The organism is Kitasatospora sp. NPDC050463 (assembly GCF_040655255.1).
Lineage (GTDB): Bacteria > Actinomycetota > Actinomycetes > Streptomycetales > Streptomycetaceae > Kitasatospora.
In genome coordinates this window covers 1-22,780 of record NZ_JBFAJO010000104.1, presented here as the reverse complement: position 1 = coordinate 22,780, position 22,780 = coordinate 1, and the positions used below count along the sequence as shown (strand labels likewise).

General features: G+C 72.9%; 21 protein-coding genes. 12 read left to right on the top strand and 9 right to left on the bottom strand.

All coding sequences use genetic code 11. The features are described 5' to 3' along the window. Positions 1–126: 126 nt before the first annotated feature. Positions 127–2,346 (bottom strand): transglycosylase domain-containing protein, encoded by a 2,220-nt coding sequence (locus AB0J08_RS37395; RefSeq protein WP_360643210.1) that lies wholly within the window; start codon positions 2,344–2,346, stop codon positions 127–129. A 522-nt stretch (positions 2,347–2,868) separates the two neighbouring features. Between AB0J08_RS37395 and AB0J08_RS37390 the strand changes: the two genes are divergently transcribed. Next, the gene (locus tag AB0J08_RS37390) at positions 2,869–3,192 is read left to right on the top strand and encodes a WhiB family transcriptional regulator (RefSeq protein ID WP_033333275.1); all 324 of its coding nucleotides are present in this window, start codon (positions 2,869–2,871) and stop codon (positions 3,190–3,192) included. A gap of 153 nt (positions 3,193–3,345) precedes the next feature. Here AB0J08_RS37390 and AB0J08_RS37385 read toward each other — a convergent pair whose 3' ends face one another. Together AB0J08_RS37385 and AB0J08_RS37380 are read right to left on the bottom strand one after the other, a co-directional pair. Beyond that, positions 3,346–4,473 carry an ArsA family ATPase gene (locus tag AB0J08_RS37385; RefSeq protein ID WP_360643216.1) on the bottom strand — a complete coding sequence of 376 codons (1,128 nt, stop codon included), beginning with the start codon at positions 4,471–4,473 and terminating at the stop codon, positions 3,346–3,348. A 176-nt stretch (positions 4,474–4,649) separates the two neighbouring features. Further along, positions 4,650–5,732, bottom strand: coding sequence for an ArsA-related P-loop ATPase (locus AB0J08_RS37380; protein WP_360643208.1), 1,083 nt, complete (start codon positions 5,730–5,732; stop codon positions 4,650–4,652). Positions 5,733–5,940: 208 nt separating this feature from the next. On the opposite strand from AB0J08_RS37380, the gene AB0J08_RS37375 reads away from it, so the two are divergent. The 4 genes from AB0J08_RS37375 to AB0J08_RS37360 all read left to right on the top strand — a co-directional run bounded on the left by AB0J08_RS37375 (position 5,941) and on the right by AB0J08_RS37360 (position 8,572). Beyond that, positions 5,941–6,099: a DUF4177 domain-containing protein gene (locus AB0J08_RS37375; protein WP_094743074.1), complete on the top strand. Its 159-nt coding sequence runs from the start codon at positions 5,941–5,943 to the stop codon at positions 6,097–6,099. Then, the gene (locus AB0J08_RS37370) at positions 6,096–6,560 is read left to right on the top strand and encodes a RidA family protein (RefSeq protein ID WP_360643205.1); all 465 of its coding nucleotides are present in this window, start codon (positions 6,096–6,098) and stop codon (positions 6,558–6,560) included. The genes AB0J08_RS37375 and AB0J08_RS37370 overlap by 4 nt, the downstream gene beginning before the upstream one ends. 62 nt (positions 6,561–6,622) lie before the next feature. Beyond that, a complete protein-coding gene (locus AB0J08_RS37365; RefSeq protein WP_360643202.1) occupies positions 6,623–7,489 on the top strand; it encodes an NUDIX hydrolase in 867 nt (288 codons plus the stop codon). Between the two features lie 261 nt (positions 7,490–7,750). Continuing rightward, positions 7,751–8,572, top strand: coding sequence for an MBL fold metallo-hydrolase (locus tag AB0J08_RS37360; RefSeq protein ID WP_360643214.1), 822 nt, complete (start codon positions 7,751–7,753; stop codon positions 8,570–8,572). A 118-nt stretch (positions 8,573–8,690) separates the two neighbouring features. Here the strand turns inward: AB0J08_RS37360 and AB0J08_RS37355 are convergent, their stop codons facing one another. After that, positions 8,691–9,365: a Crp/Fnr family transcriptional regulator gene (locus AB0J08_RS37355; protein ID WP_030240972.1), complete on the bottom strand. Its 675-nt coding sequence runs from the start codon at positions 9,363–9,365 to the stop codon at positions 8,691–8,693. Between the two features lie 512 nt (positions 9,366–9,877). Between AB0J08_RS37355 and AB0J08_RS37350 the strand changes: the two genes are divergently transcribed. Continuing rightward, a complete protein-coding gene (locus AB0J08_RS37350) occupies positions 9,878–10,735 on the top strand; it encodes an isocitrate lyase/phosphoenolpyruvate mutase family protein (RefSeq protein ID WP_360643199.1) in 858 nt (285 codons plus the stop codon). Between the two features lie 60 nt (positions 10,736–10,795). Here AB0J08_RS37350 and AB0J08_RS37345 read toward each other — a convergent pair whose 3' ends face one another. Next, complete coding sequence (locus tag AB0J08_RS37345) at positions 10,796–11,461, bottom strand: TetR/AcrR family transcriptional regulator (RefSeq protein WP_360643196.1); 666 nt, start codon at positions 11,459–11,461, stop codon at positions 10,796–10,798. A gap of 89 nt (positions 11,462–11,550) precedes the next feature. Between AB0J08_RS37345 and AB0J08_RS37340 the strand changes: the two genes are divergently transcribed. The 5 genes from AB0J08_RS37340 (at position 11,551) to AB0J08_RS37320 (ending at position 16,912) form a co-directional block, all read left to right on the top strand. Further along, entirely contained in the window at positions 11,551–12,492 is a 942-nt protein-coding gene (locus tag AB0J08_RS37340) for a beta-ketoacyl-ACP synthase 3 (RefSeq protein ID WP_360643193.1), read from the top strand. Between the two features lie 138 nt (positions 12,493–12,630). Further along, positions 12,631–13,995 carry an MFS transporter gene (locus AB0J08_RS37335; RefSeq protein ID WP_360643191.1) on the top strand — a complete coding sequence of 455 codons (1,365 nt, stop codon included), beginning with the start codon at positions 12,631–12,633 and terminating at the stop codon, positions 13,993–13,995. A 40-nt stretch (positions 13,996–14,035) separates the two neighbouring features. After that, on the top strand, positions 14,036–14,908 hold the full coding sequence (nth, locus tag AB0J08_RS37330; RefSeq protein ID WP_360643188.1) for an endonuclease III: 873 nt from the start codon (positions 14,036–14,038) through the stop codon (positions 14,906–14,908). A 68-nt stretch (positions 14,909–14,976) separates the two neighbouring features. Further along, positions 14,977–15,681 carry a CoA pyrophosphatase gene (locus tag AB0J08_RS37325; RefSeq protein ID WP_360643211.1) on the top strand — a complete coding sequence of 235 codons (705 nt, stop codon included), beginning with the start codon at positions 14,977–14,979 and terminating at the stop codon, positions 15,679–15,681. 46 nt (positions 15,682–15,727) lie between these two features. After that, on the top strand, positions 15,728–16,912 hold the full coding sequence (locus tag AB0J08_RS37320; RefSeq protein WP_360643185.1) for a MarP family serine protease: 1,185 nt from the start codon (positions 15,728–15,730) through the stop codon (positions 16,910–16,912). Positions 16,913–17,235: 323 nt separating this feature from the next. Here AB0J08_RS37320 and AB0J08_RS37315 read toward each other — a convergent pair whose 3' ends face one another. From AB0J08_RS37315 to nhaA, 4 genes are all read right to left on the bottom strand, one after another. Next, complete coding sequence (locus AB0J08_RS37315) at positions 17,236–17,445, bottom strand: hypothetical protein (RefSeq protein WP_360643182.1); 210 nt, start codon at positions 17,443–17,445, stop codon at positions 17,236–17,238. A gap of 130 nt (positions 17,446–17,575) precedes the next feature. Further along, complete coding sequence (locus AB0J08_RS37310; RefSeq protein ID WP_360643179.1) at positions 17,576–18,643, bottom strand: alpha/beta hydrolase; 1,068 nt, start codon at positions 18,641–18,643, stop codon at positions 17,576–17,578. A gap of 221 nt (positions 18,644–18,864) precedes the next feature. After that, positions 18,865–19,341, bottom strand: a complete 477-nt coding sequence (locus AB0J08_RS37305; RefSeq protein ID WP_360643176.1) for a phage holin family protein — start codon at positions 19,339–19,341, stop codon at positions 18,865–18,867. A 251-nt stretch (positions 19,342–19,592) separates the two neighbouring features. Continuing rightward, a complete protein-coding gene (nhaA, locus tag AB0J08_RS37300) occupies positions 19,593–20,993 on the bottom strand; it encodes a Na+/H+ antiporter NhaA (RefSeq protein ID WP_360643173.1) in 1,401 nt (466 codons plus the stop codon). Positions 20,994–21,514: 521 nt separating this feature from the next. Between nhaA and AB0J08_RS37295 the strand changes: the two genes are divergently transcribed. Then, a partial coding sequence (locus tag AB0J08_RS37295; protein ID WP_360643170.1) for a serine hydrolase domain-containing protein occupies positions 21,515–22,780 on the top strand: 1,266 nt, incomplete at its 3' end.

Below are 22,780 nucleotides of genomic sequence, written 5' to 3'. Positions count from 1 at the left end.
TCGACCGTTCCACCATGGGCCCTGCCCGGGTGGCGGCGAAGTTCACCGCCTACCCGCGAGGTGTTTCGCGTGAAGGTCGACGATCGCTCGGGGGCGCCCCTCTCGCGTACGCGAGGTGCGGGTCGGTCAGTGCCGGCCGCCGCCGTTGCCGTTGCCATTGCCGTTCCCGCCACCGATGATCCCCGGCGGCAGGGTGAAGCCGCCGCCGATCATCCCGCCGGTGGCGCCACCCGGGTTCCCACCCGCCGCGGCCGCGTCGCCGCTGGGCGGCGTGGGGGCGGCGGGCGGGGTGGCGTTCGGGTCGGGCTTGGGCGCCGGGTCCGGGATGTCGAGGGTGGGCAGCTTCTCCATCGGAGCGCCGCGCAGGGCCTGGTTCATCGCCATCTGCCAGATCGGGCCCGGGCCGGTGGCGCCGAAGACGCCGTCGTTGCCGTAGTAGGTGTCACCGATCTTGATGTTCTTCATCTTCACGCCGCCGGCCGGGCCGCCGAGCCAGACGGAGGTGGCGACCTGCGGGGTGTAGCCGCTGAACCAGGCGGCCTTCTTCTCGTCGGTGGTACCGGTCTTGCCGGCGATCTGCCGCCCGCCCTCCAGACCGAGGGAGGCACCGGTGCCCTTCTCGGTCACGTTGAGCAGGACGGTGTTGAGGTTGTCCGCCGTGGTCTCGGAGTAGGCCTGGCTGCAGGTCGACTGCGGGACCGGGACGTCCTTGCCGTCCACCGTGGTGATCTTGTTGATGGCGATCGGGGTGCAGTACTTGCCGCGGGCGGCGAAGGTCGCGTAGACGTTCGCCATGGTCAGCGGGGACAGCTCCAGGGTGCCGAGGACCATCGAGGGCACCTCGACGAACGGGTCGCCCTTGGCCGTCTGGCTGATGCCGAGCTTGTTGGCCATCTGCTTCATCGCGCAGAGGCCGACCTGCTGCTCCATCTGCACGAAGTAGGTGTTGACCGAGAGCGCCATCGCCTGCTTCAGCTCGTACGGGCCGACCTCGCTGGGCGACTCGTTGCCGACGCTGCGGTCCTTGCCCTTGGCGGTGTTCTTCCAGGTGCCCGAGCAGGTGGACATCGTGGGGTAGTCGATCCGGTTCTCGGACGGGAACGGCTGGGTGGGCGACATGCCCGACTCCAGCGCGGCCGCGGCCAGGACCGGCTTGAACGTCGAACCGGTCTGGAAGCCGTTGCCGCCACCCATCGCCGCGTCGACGTTGAGGTTGACGACGGTCTGGTTCTTGTTCGGGTCCAGGCCGTACGGGCGGGTCTGGGCCATCGCCAGGATCTTGCCGCTGCCCGGCTCCATCATGGTCGCGGCGGCCGACACCGGGTCGGTGACCTTCACCTTGGAGGTCACCGCGTTCTGCGCGGCGGCCTGCTTGTCCGGGTCGAGGGTGGTGTAGATGTTCAGGCCGCCCTGGTCCCAGAACTTCTTCCGGTCGGCGACGCTCTTGCCGAACGCCGGGTCCTGCTTGACCACGTGGCGGACGTAGTCGCAGAAGAACCCCATGCCCGCCTGGGCGGTGATGCAGCCGTTCTGCGGGTCCTTGTACTTCAGGCCCAGCGGGGCGGCCTTGGCCTCCTTGGCCTGGTCCGCGGTGATGTGCTTGTTCTCGACCATCTTGTCGAGCACGACGTTGCGGCGCTTGACCGTGTTCTCCGGGTAGCGCACCGGGTCGAACGACGAGGGGTTCTGCACCATGCCGGCCAGGGTGGCGGCCTCGGCGACGGTGAGGTCCTTGTTGTTCTTGCTGAAGTAGCGCTGGGCGGCGGCCTCGACCCCGTAGGCCTGGTGGCCGTAGAAGGTGATGTTGAGGTAGTTGGTGAGGATCTGATCCTTGGTCAGGTCCTCCTCCAGCTTGATCGCGACCTTCAGCTCCTGGATCTTGCGACCCAGGGTCTTGCGCTGCGCCTCCAGGACGGCGGCCTGGTCGTCGCCGGCCTTCTCGACGTTGACGTTCTTCACGTACTGCTGGGTCAGCGTCGAGGCGCCCTGCGAGGCGGTGCCGCTCTCGGCGTTCTTGCTGGCCGCGCGGAGCACGCCCTTGAGGTCGACGGCGCCGTGCTCGTAGAAGCGCGCGTCCTCGATGTCCACCTGCGCCTGGCGCATGTAGGGGGACATCTGGTCCGCCGCCAGCACCGTGCGGTCGCGCTCGTAGACCTTGGCGATCAGCCCGCCCTTGGCGTCGAAGATCTGCGTGGCCTGGGTGAGCGGCGGGGTCTTGAAGTCGTCGGGGATGTTGTCGAAGCTCTCCGCCGTGTTCTTGGCGGTGAGCCCGAGCGCGCCGACGGCGGGCAGGGCCATGCCGGCCAGCAGGACTCCGGAGAGCACGCTGACACCCAGGAACTTCACTCCGTGTCCCGCGAAGTCGAGCGGTGACCCGCGGCGTCGACCGCTCGGAGCTCCGGTGTTGCCTGGGGGCTGGGGTGCCTGGGGGCGCTTCGGTGCCATGGGGAGAACCCTACGTCGCCGATTCCCCTCCATAGGGGCAGGTGTTCGCCTAGGCTTGTCACAAGCTTGCGACAGCTTCGGTGCGTCAACATCACTCACTCGTGTGAGTGATGAGGTTTGCCCGAATTGCCCCTCTCTGGAGTGTTTTTGAGGCAGCTGTCGGCAGCTGTGCACCCGCATTTGGTGGCTCTCCGTGACGGCGCGCGTGGCGAGAGTTTCCCCGCGGTTCTTGGCAAGGCTTGCGACCTGCGATCACTCCAACGAGTGAGCTGACCGATACCCATAGTCCAATCGGGTCATTCGAGATTGAGCCCGAAGGGGCTGTTGCAAGCTGTCGTTCTTCCGTAACGTCCTCAACTGGCAACGGTGAATATGCCGTTGCCGCCGTGGGGGAGCCTCGATTCGGGAGAGGACGGCGCCGGCATGGGCTGGGTAGATGACTGGAGTGCGCAGGCCGCCTGCCGCACTAGTGATCCGGACGAACTGTTCGTCCAGGGGGCGGCGCAGAACCGCGCCAAGGCGGTGTGCAGCGGGTGCCCCGTTCGTACGGAGTGCCTGGCGGACGCACTGGACAACCGGGTGGAGTTCGGGGTCTGGGGCGGGATGACGGAGCGCGAGCGCCGTGCGCTGCTGCGCCGGCGGCCGACGGTGATGTCCTGGCGGCGGTTGCTGGAGACGGCCCGCACCGAGTACGAGGAGTCCCTCGCCACCGGTGTGATACTGACGGACTACGCCCAGGCCGGCTGAGCGACCCGCACGGCGGGTACAGGAGCCACGCGGCGGGGTACGAGAGCCGCGCGACGGTGGGTCACGAGCCGTACGTCAACGGTCCGGGAGCAGCGCTACGGGGGAGCAGCGCTGTTGGGGGCCGGTGCGGGAGTGCCGCCGGGTACGGGAGTGCTACACGGTGCCGCTGAGGCGTGCGCCGATCGCGCGCAGCCCGTCGAGATCGTGCACGTCCCCGGGCAGCGCGGCGACCTCGACGATCGGCACGTCCGGGTAGACCGAGACGAAGCGGTCACGGGTGCGGCGCTCGCGCGACATGACCTGCATCCGCTCGGCGTGCAGCCGCAGCAGTCCGGCCGCGAGCAGCTCGGCCTCGGGTGAGGTGTGCTCCGAGCCGTTCTCCTCCAGGGCCTCCGCCGCCGCCAGCGCGCGTTCGGCGGTGAGCTGCGGGGCGCCCGTCCGGTGCACCCGGTTGAGGACCAGACCGGCCAGCGGCATCCGGTCGGCGGCGAGCCGGTCGACGAAGTACGCCGCCTCGCGCAGCGCGTCCCGCTCCGGCGCGGCCACCACCAGGAACGCCGTCCCCGGTGCCTTGAGCAACTGGTACGTCCGGTCGGCGCGCTCGCGGAAGCCGCCGAACATCGAGTCCATCGCGCTGACGAAGGTCTGCACGTCGGTCAGCAGCTGGGCACCGAAGATCTTGCCCAGGGTCCCGGTGAGCAGGCCCATCCCGACGTTGAGGAACTTCATCGCGCTGCGCCCGCCGACCTTGGCCGGTGCGGTCAGGATCCGGATCACCTTGCCGTCGAGGAACGACCCGAGCCGGTTCGGCGCGTCCAGGAAGTCCAGTGCGGAGCGGGACGGCGGGGTGTCGACGACGATGAGGTCCCACTCCTCGGCCGCCCGGAGCTGGCCGAGCTTCTCCATCGCCATGTACTCCTGAGTGCCCGCGAAGCCGGCCGACAGGGACTGGTAGAACGGATTCTCCATGATCGCGCGGGCCCGCTCGGGCTCGGCGTGGGCCAGCACGACCTCGTCGAAGGTCCGCTTCATGTCGAGCATCATGGCCTGGAGCTCGCCCTCGCCCGTGACGCCCTTGACGATGCGGGGGGTGTTGTCCAGCTCGGTCAGGCCCATCGACTGGGCCAGTCGGCGGGCCGGGTCGATGGTCAGCACGACCACCTTGCGGCCGCGCTCGGCCGCCCGCAGTCCGAGAGCCGCGGCGGTGGTGGTCTTGCCGACGCCCCCCGAGCCGCAGCAGACGATGATCCTGGTCCTCGGGTCGTCGATCAGCCGGTCCATGTCGAGGTGGCTGCCCTGTTCGCGGGCCACGCCCTGCTTGCCGCCGCTGCCCTGCCCGCGGCTCGCGCCGGGCTCGGTGCCCGTCTCCTGCGTGCCGTCCGTGCTCTGGCCGGTGTTCAAGCCCTGCTTGCCGTCCGTGCTCTGCCCGGTGTTCACGCCCTGCTTGCCGTTCCCGCTCACGCCGCCCCCTGACGCTTCAGCTCGCCCGCCAGCCGGTACAGCCCGCCGAGGTCCACACCCTCGCTCAGCAGCGGAAGTTCGTAGGTGGGGAGCTTCAGCTGTTGCAGGTCGGCGCGCTGCTCGCGCTCCAGCTCCACCCGCTCGGCGTGCTCCCGGGCCTGGTCCAGCAGCGGGTCCAGCAGCGGGTCGACCGCCGCCCGGACGGTGTCCGCCTTGCGGGAGCGCCCGCCGAGGCCCGCCTCGCCGAGGGCCAGCGCCACCTCCTCGCGGTGGTCCCCGTGCACCGCGGCCACCGCCGCCGCGTCCAGGACCGGGGGCCGGACCATGTTCACCATCACCCCGCCCACCGGGAGGGCGGCCTCGCGCAGCTCGGTGAAGCCGTCGACCGTCTCCTGCACCGGCATCTCCTCCAGCAGGGTGACCAGGTGCACCGCGGTCTCCGGCGACTTCAGCACCCGCATCACCGCCTGCGCCTGGGTGTGGATCGGCCCGAACCGGGCCAGCCCGGCCACTTCGGAGTTCACGTTCAGGAAGCGGGTGAGCCGGCCGGTCGGCGGTGCGTCCATCACCACCGCGTCGTACGTGCGCCGCCCGTCCGGACCCTTGCGCCGGGCCGCCTCGCAGGCCTTCCCGGTGAGCAGCACGTCCCGGACGCCGGGGGCGACGGTGGTGGCGAAGTCGACGAAGCCGACCTTCTGCAGCGCCTTCCCGGCCCGTCCGAGCTTGTAGAACATGTCGAGGTACTCCAGCAGCGCCTGCTCGGTGTCGATGGCCAGCGCGTAGACCTCGCCGCTGCCGGCCCCGTCGCCACCCTTGCCAGGCAGTCCCAGCTGGGCGCGCGTGACGGACGCGATCCTGCGTTCCTCGTACGGCAGTGCGGCGATCCCGAACAGTTCGGCGATGCCCTGCCGGCCCTCCACCTCGATCAGCAGCGTTCGCCGGCCCTCGGCCGCGAGGGCCAGTGCCAGCGCCGCGGCCAGGGTGGTCTTCCCGGTTCCGCCCTTGCCACTGACCACGTGCAGCCGGACGCCCTCCCAGTCGGGATCACGCCGGGCCGCCTGGCCGGGGGTGCGTGCCACGCTCCGTCTCCGTCCGTCTCCGAGGGCCGAGGGCCGTTCCGAGGGCCGCCACCGCGCAGGTGCCCTCCCGCGAGGGTAACCAGGGACCGCGCCGGATGCCGGGAGCATCGGGGAGGCCGGGCCTGAATCATGCCCGGATTGTGGGCCACCTCACACGCCCGCCCGTGGGCCGCACCGCTCGCCGTTGCCGCTCGTCTAGAGTCTGGCCATGACCAAGTGGGAATACATGACGGCGCCCCTGCTCGTGCACGCCACCAAGCAGATCCTGGACAACTTCGGCGAGGACGGCTGGGAGCTCGTCCAGGTCGTGCCCGGCCCGAACCCGGAGCAGCTGGTGGCCTACTTCAAGCGGGAGAAGAACGCATGAGCAAGGTCGAGGACAAGCTTGCCGAACTCGGTCTGACCCTGCCGCCGGTGGCCGCACCGGTCGCCGCCTACGTGCCGGCCCTGCGCTCGGGCGAGTTCGTCTTCACCTCCGGCCAGCTGCCGATGGTGGGCGGCAAGCTGCCGAGCACCGGCAAGGTCGGCGCCGAGGTCACCCCGGAGGAGGCCAAGGAGCTCGCGCAGATCTGCGCGCTCAACGCGCTGGCCGCCGTGAAGTCGGTGATCGGCGACCTGGACCTGATCGAGCGGGTCGTGAAGGTGGTCGGCTTCGTCGCCTCCGCCCCCGACTTCACCGGTCAGCCCGGCGTCATCAACGGCGCCAGCGAGCTGCTCGGCCAGGTGCTGGGCGAGGCGGGTGTGCACGCCCGCAGCGCGGTCGGCGTCACCGTTCTGCCGCTGGACGCCCCGGTCGAGGTGGAGCTGCAGGTCCGGGTCAGGGCCTGAGTCCGATCATGAGGCGGGGTTGGCCCTGTCCAACCCCGCCCTCGTGCGCTTAGCATCCGGGCATGGACCAGCGAGCAACCACGCTCCCGATGCCGCCCGGCTGGCCTGCCCGGATCCGGGCGGTCGAGGCCGGCGAGGTGACCCCGCCGGTGCCCCGGCCCTCCGCCACCGTGGTGTTGCTGAGGGACACGGCGACCGGGCCGGAGGCCTATCTGCTGCGCCGACGCAGCTCGATGGCATTCGCTGCCGGGATGTACGCCTATCCGGGTGGCGGGGTGGACCCGCGCGACGCCGAGGCCGAACTCCGCTGGGCCGGTCCCGGCCCGCAGGAGTGGGCCGAGCGGCTCGGTGTGGACGCCCGGACCGCGCAGGCGGTGGTCTGCGCCGCCGTCCGCGAGACCTTCGAGGAGGCCGGCGTCCTGCTGGCCGGCCCGGACGCCGCGAGCACCGCCGAGCCCCGGGACTGGAGCGCGGAGCGCGCCGCCCTGGAGGCCCACGAACTCTCCTTCGCCGACTTCCTCCGCGACCACGGCCTGCTGCTCCGCAGCGACCTGCTGGCCGGCTGGGCCCGCTGGATCACCCCGGCCTTCGAGGAGCGCCGGTACGACACCTGGTTCTTCGTCGCGGCCCTGCCGCCGGGTCAGCGCGCCGCGTTGGAGGTCGGCGAGGCCGACCGGGTCGCCTGGCTCTCCCCGGCCGAGGCCGTCCGGGGCCAGCAGGAGGGCCGGTTCGGGATGCTGCCGCCCACCGTGACCGTGCTGCGGGAGCTGCTGCCGGTGCGCAGCGCCGCCGAGGCGCTGGACGCCGCGGCGGGTCGTTCGCTGGACCCGATCCTCGGGACGGCCGAGGTCAGGGGCGATCGAATGACGGTTCGATGGTCGGGGTATGAAGAGCTGACCATCGATGGACGGTTTCCCGAAGCCCCCTGAACCCAGCCCTGCTGAGCCCCACTGAACCCCGTTGAAGCCACAGGCCGTCCGATGACCCGAAACACCGACCCGAGGAAGGATCGACGCCCGATGACCCACAACGACGTGGCTCGCCGGACGGCGCGCGAGATGCCCGCCCGCAGCCTGACCCCCCGCACCCTCGCCTGCGATGCCGCCGTCGACGACGCCGTACCGGGGCTGCGCGCCCTCGCGCATGCTCGGCCGGATCTGCGAGGGCGGCCGACTCGGTGGGGGCGGCCGGTGAGCGGAATCCTCCCGGGCGACCCCGCCGCCGCGATCGGCGGCGAGGCCACCCCCAGGGCACTGTGCGTGCTGGCGCCGAACCCGTCGCCGATGACGCTGGACGGCACCAACACCTGGCTGCTCTCCGAGCCCGGCTCGGACCTCGCGGTGGTCGTCGACCCGGGTCCGCTGCACGAGGGGCACCTGCGCCGGGTGATCGACACCGTCGAGCAGCAGGGCAAGCGCGTCGCACTCACCCTGCTCACCCACGGTCACGCCGACCACTCCGAGGGCGCCGCGCGGTTCGCCGAGCTGACCCGTACCGAGGTCCGCGCCCTGGATCCGGCGTACCGGCTCGGTTCCGAGGGCCTGACGCACGGGCAGCGACTGGAGGTCGGCGGCCTCGACCTGCGGGTGATCGGCACCCCGGGGCACACCTCGGACTCGCTGACCTTCCACCTGCCGGCCGACGGCGCGATCCTGACCGGTGACACCGTGCTCGGTCGCGGCACCACGATGGTGGCGCACCCCGACGGCAGGCTCGGCGACTACCTGGACTCGCTGCGCCACCTGCGCACGATGGCGTCCGAGCACGGCGTGCGCACGGTGCTGCCCGGTCACGGGCCGGTGCTCGCGGACGCGCTCGGCGCCGTCGACTACTACCTCGCGCACCGGGCCGGCCGGCTCGCCCAGGTGGAGACGGCGGTCGAGGCGGGGTGCCGGACGGCGCCCGAGGTGGTGGCCCGGGTCTACGCGGACGTGGACCGCGCGCTCTGGCCGGCGGCCGAGCTGTCGGTCCGGGCCCAGCTCCAGTACCTGGAGGACCACGGACTGATCTGAGCGGGCGAAGCCCGCCCCGGAACTGCGCGAGGGCCCGTACACCAAGCGGTGTACGGGCCCTCGTCGGCGGTGGACCACTCGCGGCGGCGCGCCGGTGCGAGTGCCCCGGCCGGCCGGGTCAGCGCGAGCGGCGGGAGAGCCGCTCGACGTCCATCAGGACCACGGCGCGGGCCTCCAGCTTCAGCCAGCCGCGGCCGGCGAAGTCGGCGAGCGCCTTGTTGACCGTCTCGCGGGAGGCGCCGACCAGCTGGGCCAGCTCCTCCTGGGTGAGGTCGTGGGCGACGTGGATGCCCTCCTCGGACTGGACGCCGAAGCGGCGCGAGAGGTCCAGCAGGGCCTTGGCGACGCGCCCGGGCACGTCGGAGAAGACCAGGTCGGACATCACGTCGTTGGTCCGGCGCAGCCGGCGGGCGATGGCGCGCAGCAGCGCGATCGAGACCTCGGGGCGGGCGTGCAGCCAGGGCTGGAGGTCACCGTGGCCGAGGCCCAGCAGCTTGACCTCGGTCAGCGCGCTCGCCGTGGCGGTGCGCGGGCCCGGGTCGAAGAGCGACAGCTCGCCGATCATCTCGCTGGGGCCGAGGACGGCGAGCATGTTCTCGCGGCCGTCCGGCGAGGCGCGGTGCAGCTTGACCTTGCCCTCGGCGACGACGTACAGCCGGTCGCCCGGGTCGCCCTCGTGGAACAGCGACTCACCGCGGGCGAGGGTGACCTCGGTCATGGAAGCGCGCAGCTCGCCGGCCTGTTCGTCGTCGAGTGCCGCGAAGAGTGCGGCGCGCCGCAGAACGTCGTCCACGTGCTTCCTCCTTCTCGGCCGTCCGGCGATCAAGCCGGTCGGCGCAAGTTCCGTACAGTGCTCTGCATCACCAAGCATGGCGCATGTCGCTCCGATCATATGAGGAGGGGGTGCGCCGAGGTGTGCTGCGCGGGGCCATTCGTACCGCCGGATCGGTCGGCGGAGCGCGCGTGCGGGCGTACGGGGCGGCGCGAGGAGCGGTGGTGGCGGCGTGCGCGGCCGGTGTCGCGGGACCGGTTCGGTGTTCGCAGGTCAGCCCGGTTGCGCGTGTGCGGTGTTCGGAGGCCGGCCCGGTTGCGCGTGGTGGGGGCCGGAGCCCTCGGGGCGGCCGCGGCCGTGGTGGCGGAGTCCCGGTTCGGGCCACCGCCCCCCGGGAGTCCGGTCCGGTCCGGCACGTCCGCGGTGCGGCCATCCGTCAGGATTCGGCTCCAGCTTAATCAGTGGAGCGGTGGGGGCCGGGGCCACAGGATGCAGTCCTGACGATCCAACGGCTCGAAAGACGGTGACCCCGTATGTCCGCCTCCCTGTCCACCGGCACCATCACCCCCGAACTCCGCGAGCGGGCCCTGCGGCTGCGGGCGCTCGTGGCCGACGGGGTGCTCGTCCTGCCGAACGCCTGGGACGCCGGCAGCGCCGCCGTGATCGCCTCCGCCGGAGCCACGGCGATCGCCACCACCAGCGGCGGCGTCTCCTGGTCCCTCGGTCGCGGCGACGGCCAGCAGCTCGGTCGGGCGGACATGGTCGAGGCCGCCCGCCGGATCACCGCCGCCGTCGAGCTGCCGGTCACCGTGGACGCCGAGGGCGGTTACGGGCCGGCGCCCGCCGACGTCGCCGACACCGTCCGGGCGCTGGTCGGTGTCGGCGCGGCCGGGGTCAACCTGGAGGACTCGACGGCGGCCGGCGGCCCGCTCTTCCCGGTGGCCGAGCAGGCCGCGCGGCTGCTCGCCGCCCGGGAGGCCGCCGCCGGGGCGGGTCTGCCGGAGCTGGTGGTCAACGCGCGGACGGACGTCTTCCTGTTCGGGATCGGGCCGAGCGAAGGCCGGCTCGACGACGTGCTGGCCCGCGCGGCGGCGTACGCGCAGGCCGGTGCGGACGGCCTCTTCGTCCCCGGCCTGCTGGATCTCGACGTGCTGGCCCGGCTCTGCGGCGCGTCCCCGCTGCCGGTGAACGCGATGGCGGGGCCGGGCGGGCCGACGGTCGCCGAACTCGCCGCCGTCGGCGTGCGGCGGATCAGCGTCGGCACCGGGCTGGCCCAGGCCGCGTACACCGCCGCCCACCGGGCCGCCGCCGAACTGCTCGGCGCGGGCGCCCTGGCGGAGCTGGACGGCGCGCTGGGCTACGGCGACCTGGACGCGCTGTACCGGCGCTGACCGGGAAGAGAGCTCACCGGCACGCACAGGGGAGGTGCCGGTGGCCGGAGCCGGTCGACGTCAGTGGTCGTCCGGCTCCGGTAGCGGGGCCAGCTCGGGCTGCCCGTCGAGTGCGGCGGGCAGTCCGAGCAGGCGTCGCATCGCCCGCCGGGTGCGGGCGGGCGCGGCCGCGTCGCGGTAGAGCCGCCAGGCGTGGTTGAGCGCCAGTACCTGACCGGTCAGTTCGAAGACCACCTGCTCGGCGTCCGGGTCGTCCGGCAGCTGTCCGGCGGCGATCGCCAGCTCCGTCTGCTGCCGCAGCTCGCGCTGCCAGACCGCGTTCTTGGCAGCCACCGCCGACCGGACCGGCCCGCTCTCCCGGTCGTCGAACTCGGAGGTCACGGCGGTGAAGAAGCACCCGCCGGGCAGCAGGTCGCGCTCCAGGTAGGAGACCCAGGCCTCGCACTGGACGAGCAGCCGGGGCAGTCCGGGCTCCGCGCCGGCGGCCGCCGCGCGCCGCACCACCTCGCGGACGAAGAGGGCGACCGCCTCGTCGACCACGGCGAGCTGCAGGGTCTCCTTGGTGCCGAAGTGACCCAGGACGCCGGACTTGCTCATCGACAGGTCGGTGGCGAGCCGGCCGATGGTCAGCCCCTCCAGTCCCTCGATCGAGGCGAGGTCCAGGCCCCGGCGCAGGATCGCGGTGCGGGTCCGGCGGGCGTCGGCGACGGATCTTCTCGGGCTCACCACGCCAGTGTAGCCAGCGCGGACCCTTTAGAGTCCGACCGTTCGGACGCTATAGTCCCGGCGTGACATCCCCCTACGGAGGAGCAGACATGTCGGGATCCCGGATCGCCGCCCTGGGCCACCACCAGCCCGTCAGGGTCCTCACCAACGACGACCTCGCCCGGCTGGTCGACACCAGCGACGACTGGATCCGGCAACGCACCGGCATCGTCAGCCGGCGCATCGCCGACACGGAGTCCGTCACGGACCTCGCCTCCGCCGCCGCCGGCAAGGCGCTCGCCTCGGCCGGCCTGGCCCCGGAGGAGATCGACATGGTGGTGGTCGCCACTTGCTCGGCGATGGACCGCTGCCCGAGCATCGCCACCCAGGTCGCCGGCCGGCTGGGCATCCCCTCGGCCGTCGGCTTCGACGTCAACAACGGCTGTGCGGGCTTCTGCACGGCACTGGCCACCGCCGACCACGCCGTCCGGGCCGGGGCCGCCCGGCACGCGCTGGTGATCGGTGCCGAAAGGATGAGCGACGTCACCGACTGGACCGACCGGTCCAGCTGCGTCCTGCTCGGCGACGGCGCGGGCGCGGCCGTCCTCAGCCACGACCCGACCGGCGGGGGCGTCGGACCGGTCGTCTGGGGTTCCGACCCGACCCGGGGCCACGCCGTCCGGCTGAACGACGGCTGGCAGCCGAAGTTCCGTCAGGAGGGCCAGACCGTCTACCGCTGGGCCACCACCGCGCTGGCCCCGATCGCCGAGGAGGCCTGCCGGCGGGCCGGGATCACGCCCGCGGACCTCGGTGCGGTGGTCACCCACCAGGCCAATCTGCGGATCATCGAGGCGGTGGTGGACCGGCTCGGCGCGACCGGCGCGGTGGTCGCCCGCGACGTCGTCGAGTCCGGCAACACCTCGGCCGCCTCCGTACCGCTCGCGCTGGCCAAGCTGGTGGAGCGCGGCGAGGTGCCCGGGGGCGCCCCCACGCTGCTGCTCGGTTTCGGCGGCGGCCTCTCCTGGGCCGGCCAGGTCGTCATCTGCCCCTGACCGGCGCCGCGGGGGCGGTGCGGCCCGGTCGCGGGCGCCGGTGCTGCCGTAGCCCGACGGACACGGCCACCGGGGCGGAGCGGAGCAGGCCGATATTGGATCTTACCGGCGGGCCGATTCACCTCTACGGTCCGTCATATGACCTCGACGGCAAGCTCCCGGACCTCGGCCACCCGCCCCAGGCTGGTCACCCGGCCGCTGCTGCTGCGCTTCGTGTCGATCCTCGGCGCCTCGACCGGCTTCAACCTGCTGCTGTCGGTCGTCCCGCTCTACGCCGAGGAGTCCACCGGCGGCGGCAACGCGGCCGGGCTCGCCACCGGTGCGCTGATGCTGACGACCGTGCTGGGCGAACTGGCCACCCCCCGGCTGGTGGTCCGTTTCGGCTACCGGGCGGTCCTGGCGGTGGGCCTGTTCCTGCTCGGCGCGCCCGCGTTGGTGCTGACCGCCTTCGACGGCAGCGCCGTCTGGATCACGACGGTCTGCCTGGTGCGCGGACTGGGCTTCGCCTTCACCATCGTCGCGGGCGGCGCGCTGACCGCGTCGCTGATCCCGGCCGAGCGACGCGGCGAAGGGCTGGCGCTGGTCGGCGTGGTCTCGGGGGCGCCCTCGCTGCTGGGCCTGCCGCTGGGCGTGTGGTTGGCGGCCCACCTGGGCTACACGACGGTGGCCGTGACCGCCGGGGTGGTGGCGCTGGCCGCGATCGCCGCCGTACCGGGCCTGCCCGATCGCGAGGCGTCCACCGAGCCGTCGGTGGGCGTGGTGGAGGGCTTCCGCTCGGCCGGGCTGCGGCGCCCCACGGTGGTCTTCGCGGCCACCGCGCTGGCGGCCGGAATCATCGTGACCTTCCTGCCGCTGGCCGTCCCGGCCGGGTCCGCAGGCCTCGCCGCAGTGGCCCTGTTCGTCCAGCCCGCCGCGTCCACGGCGGCCCGCTGGGCGGCGGGCCGGTACGGCGACCGGCACGGCTCGGAGCGGCTCGTCCTCCCCGCACTGCTGCTCAGCGCCGCGGGCACGCTGCTGATCGCGCTGACCGGCAGCCCGGTCGCCGTGGTCGCCGGGGCGGCGGTGTTCGGCCTCGGCTTCGGCATCGCCCAGAACGCCACCCTGACCATGATGTACGCGAGGGTCTCCGGGGCCGGCTACGGCGCCGTCACCGCGTTGTGGAACGTCGCCTACGACGCGGGCATGGGGGTCGGCGCAGTGGCCTTCGGCGTGCTGGCCGCTCCGCTGGGCTACCCGCAGGCCTTCGCCCTCACGGCCGTGGTGATGCTCGGCGCCCTGGCCCCCGCCCACCGCGACCGCCGGGCTGCGGCGCCCGTGGCGCCCGTACTTCCCGCGGCGCCCGTACTTCCCGTGTCGCCCGTACTCCCCATGGAGTCTGTGCTACCCGCGCCGCCCGTTCCGTCCGCGGCGTCCGCACCCGCGGACCGGGTCGGACCGGTGGCTCGGACCGAGCCGTCCGGCCCGTGCCCCCCGAACCGCCTGCCGCCCTGCGCCGATGGCTGATCGCCCACGAGGCCAGGGCTGTTCGGCGTAGCCTTCGTGCATGGCAGAGAGCAAGGTCCGGAAGGTCGCAGCCAAGCCGGCGGTGAAGGCGGCTGCGAAGCCGAGGAAGTCGGAGTCGCACCTGGCGATGGTGCGGCGGGCCCGGAGGATCAACCGGGAGCTGGCGGAGTTGTACCCGTACGCGCATCCCGAGCTGGACTTCGACAGCCCGTTCGAGCTGCTGGTGGCCACCGTGCTGTCGGCGCAGACGACGGACCTGCGGGTGAACCAGACGACGCCGGCGTTGTTCGCGACGTACCCGACGCCGGAGGACATGGCGGCGGCGGTGCCGGAGGAACTGGAGGAGATCATCCGGCCGACCGGGTTCTTCCGGAACAAGGCGAAGTCGCTGATCGGGCTCTCGATCGCGCTGCGGGACGAGTTCGGCGGCGAGGTCCCGGGCCGGCTGGCCGACCTGGTCACCCTCCCCGGCGTCGGGCGCAAGACCGCGAACGTGGTCCTCGGCAACGCGTTCGGGGTGCCCGGGATCACCGTGGACACCCACTTCGGCCGGCTGGCCCGACGGTTCGGGTGGACGACCGAGGAGGACCCGGTCAAGGTCGAGGCGGCCGTCGCGGAGATCTTCCCCAAGTCGGAGTGGACGATGCTCTCGCACCGGGTGGTCTTCCACGGCCGCCGGATCTGCCACTCGCAGAAGCCGGCCTGCGGGGCCTGCCCGATCGCGCCGCTCTGCCCCTCGTACGGGGAGGGCGAGACGGACCAGGAGAAGGCGAAGAAGCTGCTCAAGTACGAGATGGGCGGGCACCCGGGCCAGCGGTTGCGGCCACCCGCCGACTTCCCGGGCGAGGCGGCGGCACGGGCCGACGCCGCCGCCCACCAGGGTGAGGTCGCGGACCTGGCGGTGGCCGAGTGAGGGCGCACGGCCCCGAGCGGGGACACGAGCGGGGACCGGAGCCGGGCGGGCGGGTCGAGCGGGACGGTCTGCCGTCCTGGCTGGAGCCGGTCCGGGACGCCGCCGAGCGCGTGTTGCCCGAGCAGCTGAGCCGGTTCCTGCCGCCTGCCGAGGGCGGGCGCGCCGCAGCCGTCCTGATGCTCTTCGGCGAGGGCGAGACCGGCCCGGACCTGCTGCTGATCGAGCGGGCCCGCTCCTTGCGCTCGCACGCCGGCCAGCCGTCCTTCCCCGGGGGCGCGCTGGACCCGGACGACGGCGACCCCGACGGACCCGGTCCGATCGCGGCGGCGCTGCGCGAGGCGTGGGAGGAGACCGGCCTGGACCCGTCCGGGGTGCAGGTCTTCGCCGCCCTGCCCGCCCTCTACATCCCGGTCAGCCGCTTCGTGGTGACCCCGGTGCTCGGCTGGTGGCGCGAGGAGTCACCGGTTCGCCCGGTGGACGCGGGCGAGACCGGCGCGGTGTTCCGGGTGCCGATCGCCGAGCTGACCGACCCGGCCAACCGGGCCCGGCTGCGCCACCCGTCCGGTCACCTCGGACCGGCCTTCGCCGTCGGCGGCCGGCTGGTCTGGGGTTTCACCGCCGGGGTGATCGACCGGGTGCTGCACCACAGCGGCCTGGAGCTGCCCTGGGACCCGGCCCGGATCGTCGACCTCTCGGACGAGGCGCTGGCGCTGGTCCAGGGCGACCGCGACCGCTCCCGTGCGCTGCTGGGCGGCGACGCCAGGACCACGTGAACGCCCGGCTGCGGGGCCCCGGCGCCCGACGTGGGAGGGTGTCGGGGTGAATGTCCTGGATCTGCTGCTGATCGCCGCCGCCGTGGGGTTCGCCGTGTCGGGCTACCGGCAGGGCTTCGTGGTCGGCGTGCTGTCGGTCCTCGGCTTCCTCGGCGGGGGCCTGCTCGCCGTCCAACTGCTGCCGCTGCTGCTCGACCACCTCAGCCCCGGCACCACCGCCTCCGTGGTGGCCGTCGTGGTGGTCATCGTGCTGGCGGCGATCGGCCAGGCGGTCACCACCCACTTCGGCTGGAAGCTGCGCGGCCACATCGACCGCCGCCCGGCGAAGGCGCTGGACGCCGCCGGCGGCGCGGTGGTCAACGTGATCTCGATGCTTCTGGTCGCCTGGCTGATCGGCTCGGCGCTGGCCGGAACGTCCCTGCCCACCGTCTCCAAGCAGGTCCGCACCTCGGCGATCCTCGGCGGCGTCCAGGACACGCTGCCCTCGGACGCGCCGAACTGGTTCTCCGACTTCTCCAAGGTGCTCGCCCGCAACGGCTTCCCGCAGGTGTTCAACCCCTTCGAGCACGAGCCGATCACCCAGGTCGACCTCCCCGATCCGGCGCTGGCCGCCGGCCCGGCCGTGGCCAAGGCGAAGCAGAGCCTGGTCAAAGTGGTCGGCACCGCCACCTCCTGCAGCAAGACCCTGGAGGGCAGCGGCTTCGTCTTCGCCCCGCACCGGGTGATGACCAACGCCCACGTGGTCGGCGGCGTCGACGAGCCCACCGTGCAGATCGGCGGAGTCGGCCAGCTCTACGACGCGACCGTGGTCCGCTACGACTGGCAGCGGGACATCGCGATCCTGGACGTGCCCAAGCTGAACGCTCCCGCGCTCTCCTTCGCGGGCGAGGCGAAGACCAACGACAGCGCGATCGTGGCCGGCTTCCCGGAGAACGGCGCCTTCAACGTCCAACCGGCCCGTATCCGCGGCCGGATCCAGGCCAACGGCCCGGACATCTACCACCGCGGCCAGGTCGTCCGCGACGTCTACTCGGTGCGCTCGCTGGTCCGCCAGGGCAACAGCGGTGGCCCGCTGCTCACCCCGGACGGCCAGGTCTTCGGGGTGGTCTTCGCCAAGTCGCTGGACAGCGCGGACACCGGATACGTGCTGACCGCCGCCGAGGTGCGCGAGGACGCCGAGAAGGGCAGCACCTCGACGACCCGGGTGGACACCCAGGGCTGCGCGCTCTGACGCGGCCGGCCACCGGCGGTGCGGCCGTGGTCCGCAGCACCGCCGGTCCCGGCCGGTGGCGTCGGCCGCACCGCTGCTCTGACCGCCACCGCTGCCCTGACCGCACCGGCGCTGTGGCCGCACAGGGAGCGCTACGTGGCCGGGCTGATCAAGCGCGGTGGCAACAGCGTCGCGACCGAGGTGCTGCTGTCGGTCAGGTCGGTGGCGACCTTCGTGCTGCTCCGGTTCACCGCGCCGTCACCCACGGTGGTGAACCGATCCGGGTGCGCTGATCGCCCCGTCGGACCGAGTGCCGGGCGGGCAGGGCCGCCCGGCGCGCGCTCTCAGGTCTCGCGCCGCAGTCGCGCGCCCACCCAGCGGGCGCGGCGGCCGAGGATGCGCGGGATGCCGAGCTGCCGCTGTGCCGTGCTCCGGCGGTGGTCCGTGCCGTCGCGACCCAGGTCGTCCGCCCAGTCGGTGCGGTGGCCGGACCTCTGCGAGCTGTTGTGGCGTCGGCCGCGCGGGGCGCTGCCGTGATCGGGCATCCAGGTCATACCGCAATGGATGCCCCTGGGCCGGCCGGAGTAACCGCCCAGGGGGTGTCGACTTGGCCTATGCGTTTGTCATATGAGCGCAATATAAAGGGAGTTGAGTTCCACTTCCGTACCCGGGACGGGGAGGCGCTCAGTCCTTGTGGCGGCCGATCCAGTCCAGCAGCTCGGCGGTGAACTGCTCCGGCGCCTCCTCGTGCGGGAAGTGCCCGACCCCGGGCAGGAGCCGCCAGCGGTACGGCGCGGCCACGTACTCGCCTCCGCCCAGCGCGGTGTGCGACAGCAGGACCGGGTCGGCGGCGCCCTGGACGTGCAGGGTGGGCGCGGTGATCGGCTTCTTCATCCGGCGGGCGAACTGGATGCCGTCCGGGCGGGCCATCGAGCGCAGCAACCAGCGGTACGGCTCGATCGAGCAGTGCGCGGTGCTGGGGATCTGGATCGCCTGCCGGTACGCGGCCACCGCCGTCCGGTCCAGCTGGTCGGGGCCGGTCCAGGCGTCCAGGTAGCGGCCGACCAGCGCGGCGTCGTCGGCCACCAGGCGGCGTTCCGGTATCCACGGCCGCTGGAAGCCCAGCACGTGCTCGAAGGCGGCCATCTGGCGGCGGTCCGTCAGCAGTGCCCTGCGGAGGTCCCGTGGGTGCGCTGCGGAGACCACGGTGAGGCTCTGGATCACCGACGGTCGCATCACCGCCGCCACCCAGGACAGCGTGCCGCCGGAGGCATGGCCCACCAGGTGCGCCCGGCGCTCGCCGAGCGAACGGATCACCCCGGTGATGTCCAGTGCGAGGTTGCCCGGGTCGTACCCGCGCGGCGTGCGGTCGCTGCCGCCGATGCCCCGCAGGTCGAGCGCCACGGCCCGGTAGCCGGCCTCGGCGAGCGCGGTCAGCTGATGACGCCACGCCCACCAGTACTCGGGCCAGCCGTGCACCAGGAGGACCAGCGGGCCCTCGCCCAGCTCGGCGATGTGGAACCGGGCGCCGTTGGCCGCGAGGTCGCGGTGCCGCCAGGGGCCGGCCTGTCGGATGTCCCAGGGCGCCGTGGGCGCGGCCTCCGCGGTGGAGCCGCCCTCGCCGTCCACCGGCCCGCCGCCGGTCTCCTCGACGGCTTCCTGACCGTGGTCGACGGCGTCCTGACCGTCCGTGCGGTCGGGGCCGGAGCTGGCGGACGGCTGCGCGGGCACGGGCTTCTGGTCGAGCGGCATACCGAGAGCGTGTCACATCGGCGCGTCGGGTACGCGTTCGGCACTCGCTCCGGGGGCGTCAGGGCCGGACCGGGCGCCCCGGCCACCCGGAAGCGGGCGTCGGAGCGGGGTGCCGGGTCACCGACGTGGCGGCGCGGACCCGGTGGCTGTTCGCTGGACCGGCAGGGCGCGGCTGGGGCACCTGACGGGCCTGCGGGGCCCGGCCGGGGCGTCCGGCGGGCCTACGGGATGCGGCCGAGGGCCCGGTCGATCTCCTCCTGGGTGGCCGGGCGGGGGCGGGCGTTCTTGAGCACGTCGGCGGTCTTCTGGGCGCCCTCGATGGTGCGGTGGGGCTTCTCGATCCGCTTGAACGAGCGCAGCGCCAGCAGCCCGAGGATCACCGCCAGCAGCAGGTACGAACCGGCCACGATCAGGAACGACCAGCCGAGCGAGACGCCCAGCGCGTGGATCCCGAACGCCGCCGCGGCGCTCAGCATCGGCACCGCGGCCAGGGCCACCACGCCGGCGACCGTCAGTGACACACCGCCGGAGACACCGCGCTTGACGTCCGCGCGGATCTCCGCCTTCGCGAGCGCGATCTCGTCGTGGACCAGGGCGGACAGGTCCGCGGTGGCCGCCGCGAACAGCTGCCCCACCGAACGCTCGCCCTCGTAGGGCGCCCGGCCGTTGCTGGACGGGTCTGCGGCTCCTGCGGGCATCAGCGGTTCTCCTCTGCGGCTGTGCGGCGTGACGCCGCCGGGCGGTGCTGCTCCCGGGTCGTTCCGGGGGCTGTGTCCGGGGACCGTTCCGGGGGATCGGAGCGGCCGGTGGCGTCTGTGGACTGTCGACAGCTCAGAATCATGCCCCTACCGGTCAGTCGCACACCACTCCGGGGGCCCCGCCGGAGGGTCGTGTCCGTTCGGAGGGGTGCGTCGTCAGCCGGCCGTGTCCCGTTCGGAGGGGTGCGTCGTCAGCGGGTCGGACCGGGGCCCGCGTCGGAGCCGGCGTCGTCGGGGCCGGCCTCGCCCGAACGGCGCGCCGCCTCCGCCACTCGGGCCCGCCAGGCCGGGTCGTCCTGCTGGTAGACGTCGGGGATGCCGTCGCCGTCGAGGTCGCGGTCCTCCTCCTCGCACAGCTCGCGGTAGTGCCGGTTGCGCAGCTTCAGCAGCACGGTGGCGACCAGCGCGCAGAGCAGCGAGCCCACCAGGACGGCGGCCTTGGAGAGGTCGGCGAGATCCGCGTCGTCGGGGAAGGCCAGCTCGCTGATCAGCAGGGAGACGGTGAAGCCGATGCCGGCGAGGACGGAGACCGCGAACATGTCGGCCCACTTGAGCTGCGGATTCAGCTCGGCGCGGGTGAAGCGGGCGGCGAGCCAGGTACCGCCGAAGATGCCGACGGTCTTGCCGACCAGCAGTCCGAGGACGATCCCGAGCGGGGTGGCCTGGGTGAACACGTCGGCGAGTGCCGGACCGGAGATCGTCACTCCGGCCGCGAACAGCGCGAAGACGGGGACGGCCAGCCCGGCCGAGAGCGGTCGGACGAGGTGCTCGATGTGCTCGCCGGGGGACTGCTTCTCGTCGCCCACCCGGTGGCAGCGCAGGATCAGCCCCATCGCGACGCCCGACACCGTGGCGTGCACGCCGCTCTCGTGCATCAGCGCCCAGATCACGAAGGCGAGCGGTACGAACAGGTACCAGCCGTGCACCCCGCGCCGGTGCAGGAACCAGAACAGCACCAGGCCGGCGAAGGCCAGCCCGAGCGCCCAGAACTTGATGCCCGAGCTGTAGAAGACCGCGATGATCAGGATGGCGATCAGGTCGTCCACCACGGCGAGGGTGAGCAGGAAGGCACGCAGCGCGGACGGCAGGTGGCTGCCGACCACGGCCAGCACGCCGAGCGCGAAGGCGATGTCGGTCGCGGTCGGGATCGCCCAGCCGCCCGGATGACCGCCGCTGCCGGAGTTGGCGATCGCGAAGACGATCGCGGGCAGCGCGACTCCGCAGATCGCGGCGACGACCGGTAGCAGCGCGGCGCTCGGACTGCGCAGCTCACCCGCCACGAACTCGCGCTTGAGCTCGATGCCGGCCACGAAGAAGAAGATCGTCAGCAGGCCGTCCTTGGCCCAGGCGTCCAGGGTGAGGTCCAGGTGGAGCGGGCCGGACGGCCCGATCGTGTAGTCGAGGACGCTCTCGTACGCGTCCGGCCAGACGTTGGCCCAGATCAGGGCGACCAAAGCGGCGGCCAGTAGCAGGACGCCACCGACCGTCTCGGTGCGCAGGGCGTCGGCGATGTAGGCCCGCTCGGGGAGGGGCAGTCTGCCGAGGAACTGACGGCGCGGGGTCGGCTTGTTGACGGGCTGCTGGTCGGCCACGCGGGACCTCCTTGGGCGGGGGAACGGTGTGTGGATGCACCTGTGGTGCAGTGCCGACCAGACTTCCCGGCGCGCCCTGTGACGCGACGAATCCCCCGGGGGGATTTTGTCACGTCTTTGACAGTCTAGCCGGAACGGGAATGCGATATCCGCTTTGTCATACTTCAGGCCCGAGGTCTCGATGTCCCGTTCTGCGCGTGTGCGGGGCACTCGAATGGAGTCGGCCGCATGCAGACGGGTGAACGCCTCCTTATCGTCGATCACAGTGCCACCCGTTCGAGTGGTGCGATTCCCTTGTTCCCGCTTCCGCTGTGGAGACCCGACGATGCCCAGACCGCCCCTCTTATCGCCCCTGTCGTTCGGCCGGCGGCTCCGGTGGAGCGCGGACCGGTGAACGGCTCCGCGCACGCCCCCGTCGCCGGAGCCGTTGCCGCTGCTCCGGCCACCGAACCCGGCCCCGAACTCGACCGCCTGCTCCGCCCGCTGTTTCGTGCCGCCGCCCCGGGGGTGGCGTCGCCGTCGTGGTGATCCGCGGTGACGAACGGAGCGTGGCCTGCCGTGGCCACTCCGACCGCTCCAGCGAGCGTCCCGTCCGCGCCGACACCGGGTTCGAGCTCGGCTCCGTCACCAAGACCTTCACCGGGCTGTTGCTCGCCGAGATGGTCGCCCGCGGTGAGGTCGGATACGACGACCCGATCGACCGCTACCTGCCCGCCGACGCCGTCCCCGGCTACCCGCACGAGCGGCCGATCACGCTGCTCCACCTGGCCACCCACACCTCGGGGCTGCCCAGGCTGCCGGTCGGACTGCTACCGGCCATGGCTCCCAGGTGGTTCACCAGTCCGTACGCCACGTTCGGCCCGGCCCACCTGCTCAGGGCACTGCCCCGCACGCCGGTCCGCGGCACTCCGGGCGCGCAGGTGCGCTACTCGAACCTCGGCTGCGGGCTGCTCGGCCTGCTGCTCGCCAATGCGGCCGGTCAGCGCTACGACGACCTGCTGGAGGCCAGGGTCTGCGGGCCGCTCGGCCTGGTGGACACCTCCTGCGGCCCCGGCCGCGAGGACGCCGCAGGTTACCGACGCGGCCGGCGTGCGCCGTCCTTCCGCCTGCCCGCGCTGCCCGGCGCCGCCGCGCTGCGCTCCACGGCCGACGACATGCTCCGCTATCTGCAGGCGCATCTGGCGCTGGACGCCGTCCCGCTACCCGAACGGGCCGACGCGGCGGCGTTGCGGACGGCGTTGGGCGAGGTCCGGCGACCGCGAGCCGGCCGGCGAGGCGGGACACGGATCTGCCTGGGCTGGAACCACCGCTCGGTCCTGGCGGCTCCGGAGGCGAGCCGGCCGGCTGTCGAATGGGCCGTTGAGCCGGCTTCTGAGTCGGTTTTCGAAGCGGCTCTTGAGTCGGCTGTCGAGTCGGCTCCTGACTCGGCGGACCGCGCGGCGACCGGCCGGCCGGTCGCCGACGTGCGGGGTGGCCCGGATTACGGCGGCGCGGATGGTGGTGGCGCGCAGGGTGGCGGCGCGGAGGGTGGCACAGGTGGTGGTGTGGGCCGGGATTTCGCCGACCAGGTCGTCTACCACGCCGGGTCCACCCGGGGCTGCACCACCTTCGTCGGGTTCAGCCCCCGCGCGCAGGTGGGGCTGGCGGTGATGGCCGGCACGCTGCCGCTGCGCAGTCGGGGCTTCGTCCAGAACGCCTACGACACCCTGCGCACGCTGGTCGCCGGGCGCCGGGGGGCTGAACCGCCGGGAGCCGTCCGCGGCCCCTCGACGCCGCGTCGAGGGGCC

Coding starts and splice junctions, on each gene's coding strand:
- AB0J08_RS37390 (WP_033333275.1), top strand. CDS start 2,869: ATGGGCTGGGTAGATGACTGGAGTGCGCAGGCCGCCTGCCGCACTAGT.
- AB0J08_RS37385 (WP_360643216.1), bottom strand. CDS start 4,473: ATGGACCGGCTGATCGACGACCCGAGGACCAGGATCATCGTCTGCTGC.
- AB0J08_RS37375 (WP_094743074.1), top strand. CDS start 5,941: ATGACCAAGTGGGAATACATGACGGCGCCCCTGCTCGTGCACGCCACC.
- AB0J08_RS37370 (WP_360643205.1), top strand. CDS start 6,096: ATGAGCAAGGTCGAGGACAAGCTTGCCGAACTCGGTCTGACCCTGCCG.
- AB0J08_RS37365 (WP_360643202.1), top strand. CDS start 6,623: ATGGACCAGCGAGCAACCACGCTCCCGATGCCGCCCGGCTGGCCTGCC.
- AB0J08_RS37350 (WP_360643199.1), top strand. CDS start 9,878: ATGTCCGCCTCCCTGTCCACCGGCACCATCACCCCCGAACTCCGCGAG.
- AB0J08_RS37340 (WP_360643193.1), top strand. CDS start 11,551: ATGTCGGGATCCCGGATCGCCGCCCTGGGCCACCACCAGCCCGTCAGG.
- AB0J08_RS37335 (WP_360643191.1), top strand. CDS start 12,631: ATGACCTCGACGGCAAGCTCCCGGACCTCGGCCACCCGCCCCAGGCTG.
- nth (WP_360643188.1), top strand. CDS start 14,036: ATGGCAGAGAGCAAGGTCCGGAAGGTCGCAGCCAAGCCGGCGGTGAAG.
- AB0J08_RS37315 (WP_360643182.1), bottom strand. CDS start 17,445: ATGACCTGGATGCCCGATCACGGCAGCGCCCCGCGCGGCCGACGCCAC.
- AB0J08_RS37310 (WP_360643179.1), bottom strand. CDS start 18,643: ATGCCGCTCGACCAGAAGCCCGTGCCCGCGCAGCCGTCCGCCAGCTCC.
- AB0J08_RS37305 (WP_360643176.1), bottom strand. CDS start 19,341: ATGCCCGCAGGAGCCGCAGACCCGTCCAGCAACGGCCGGGCGCCCTAC.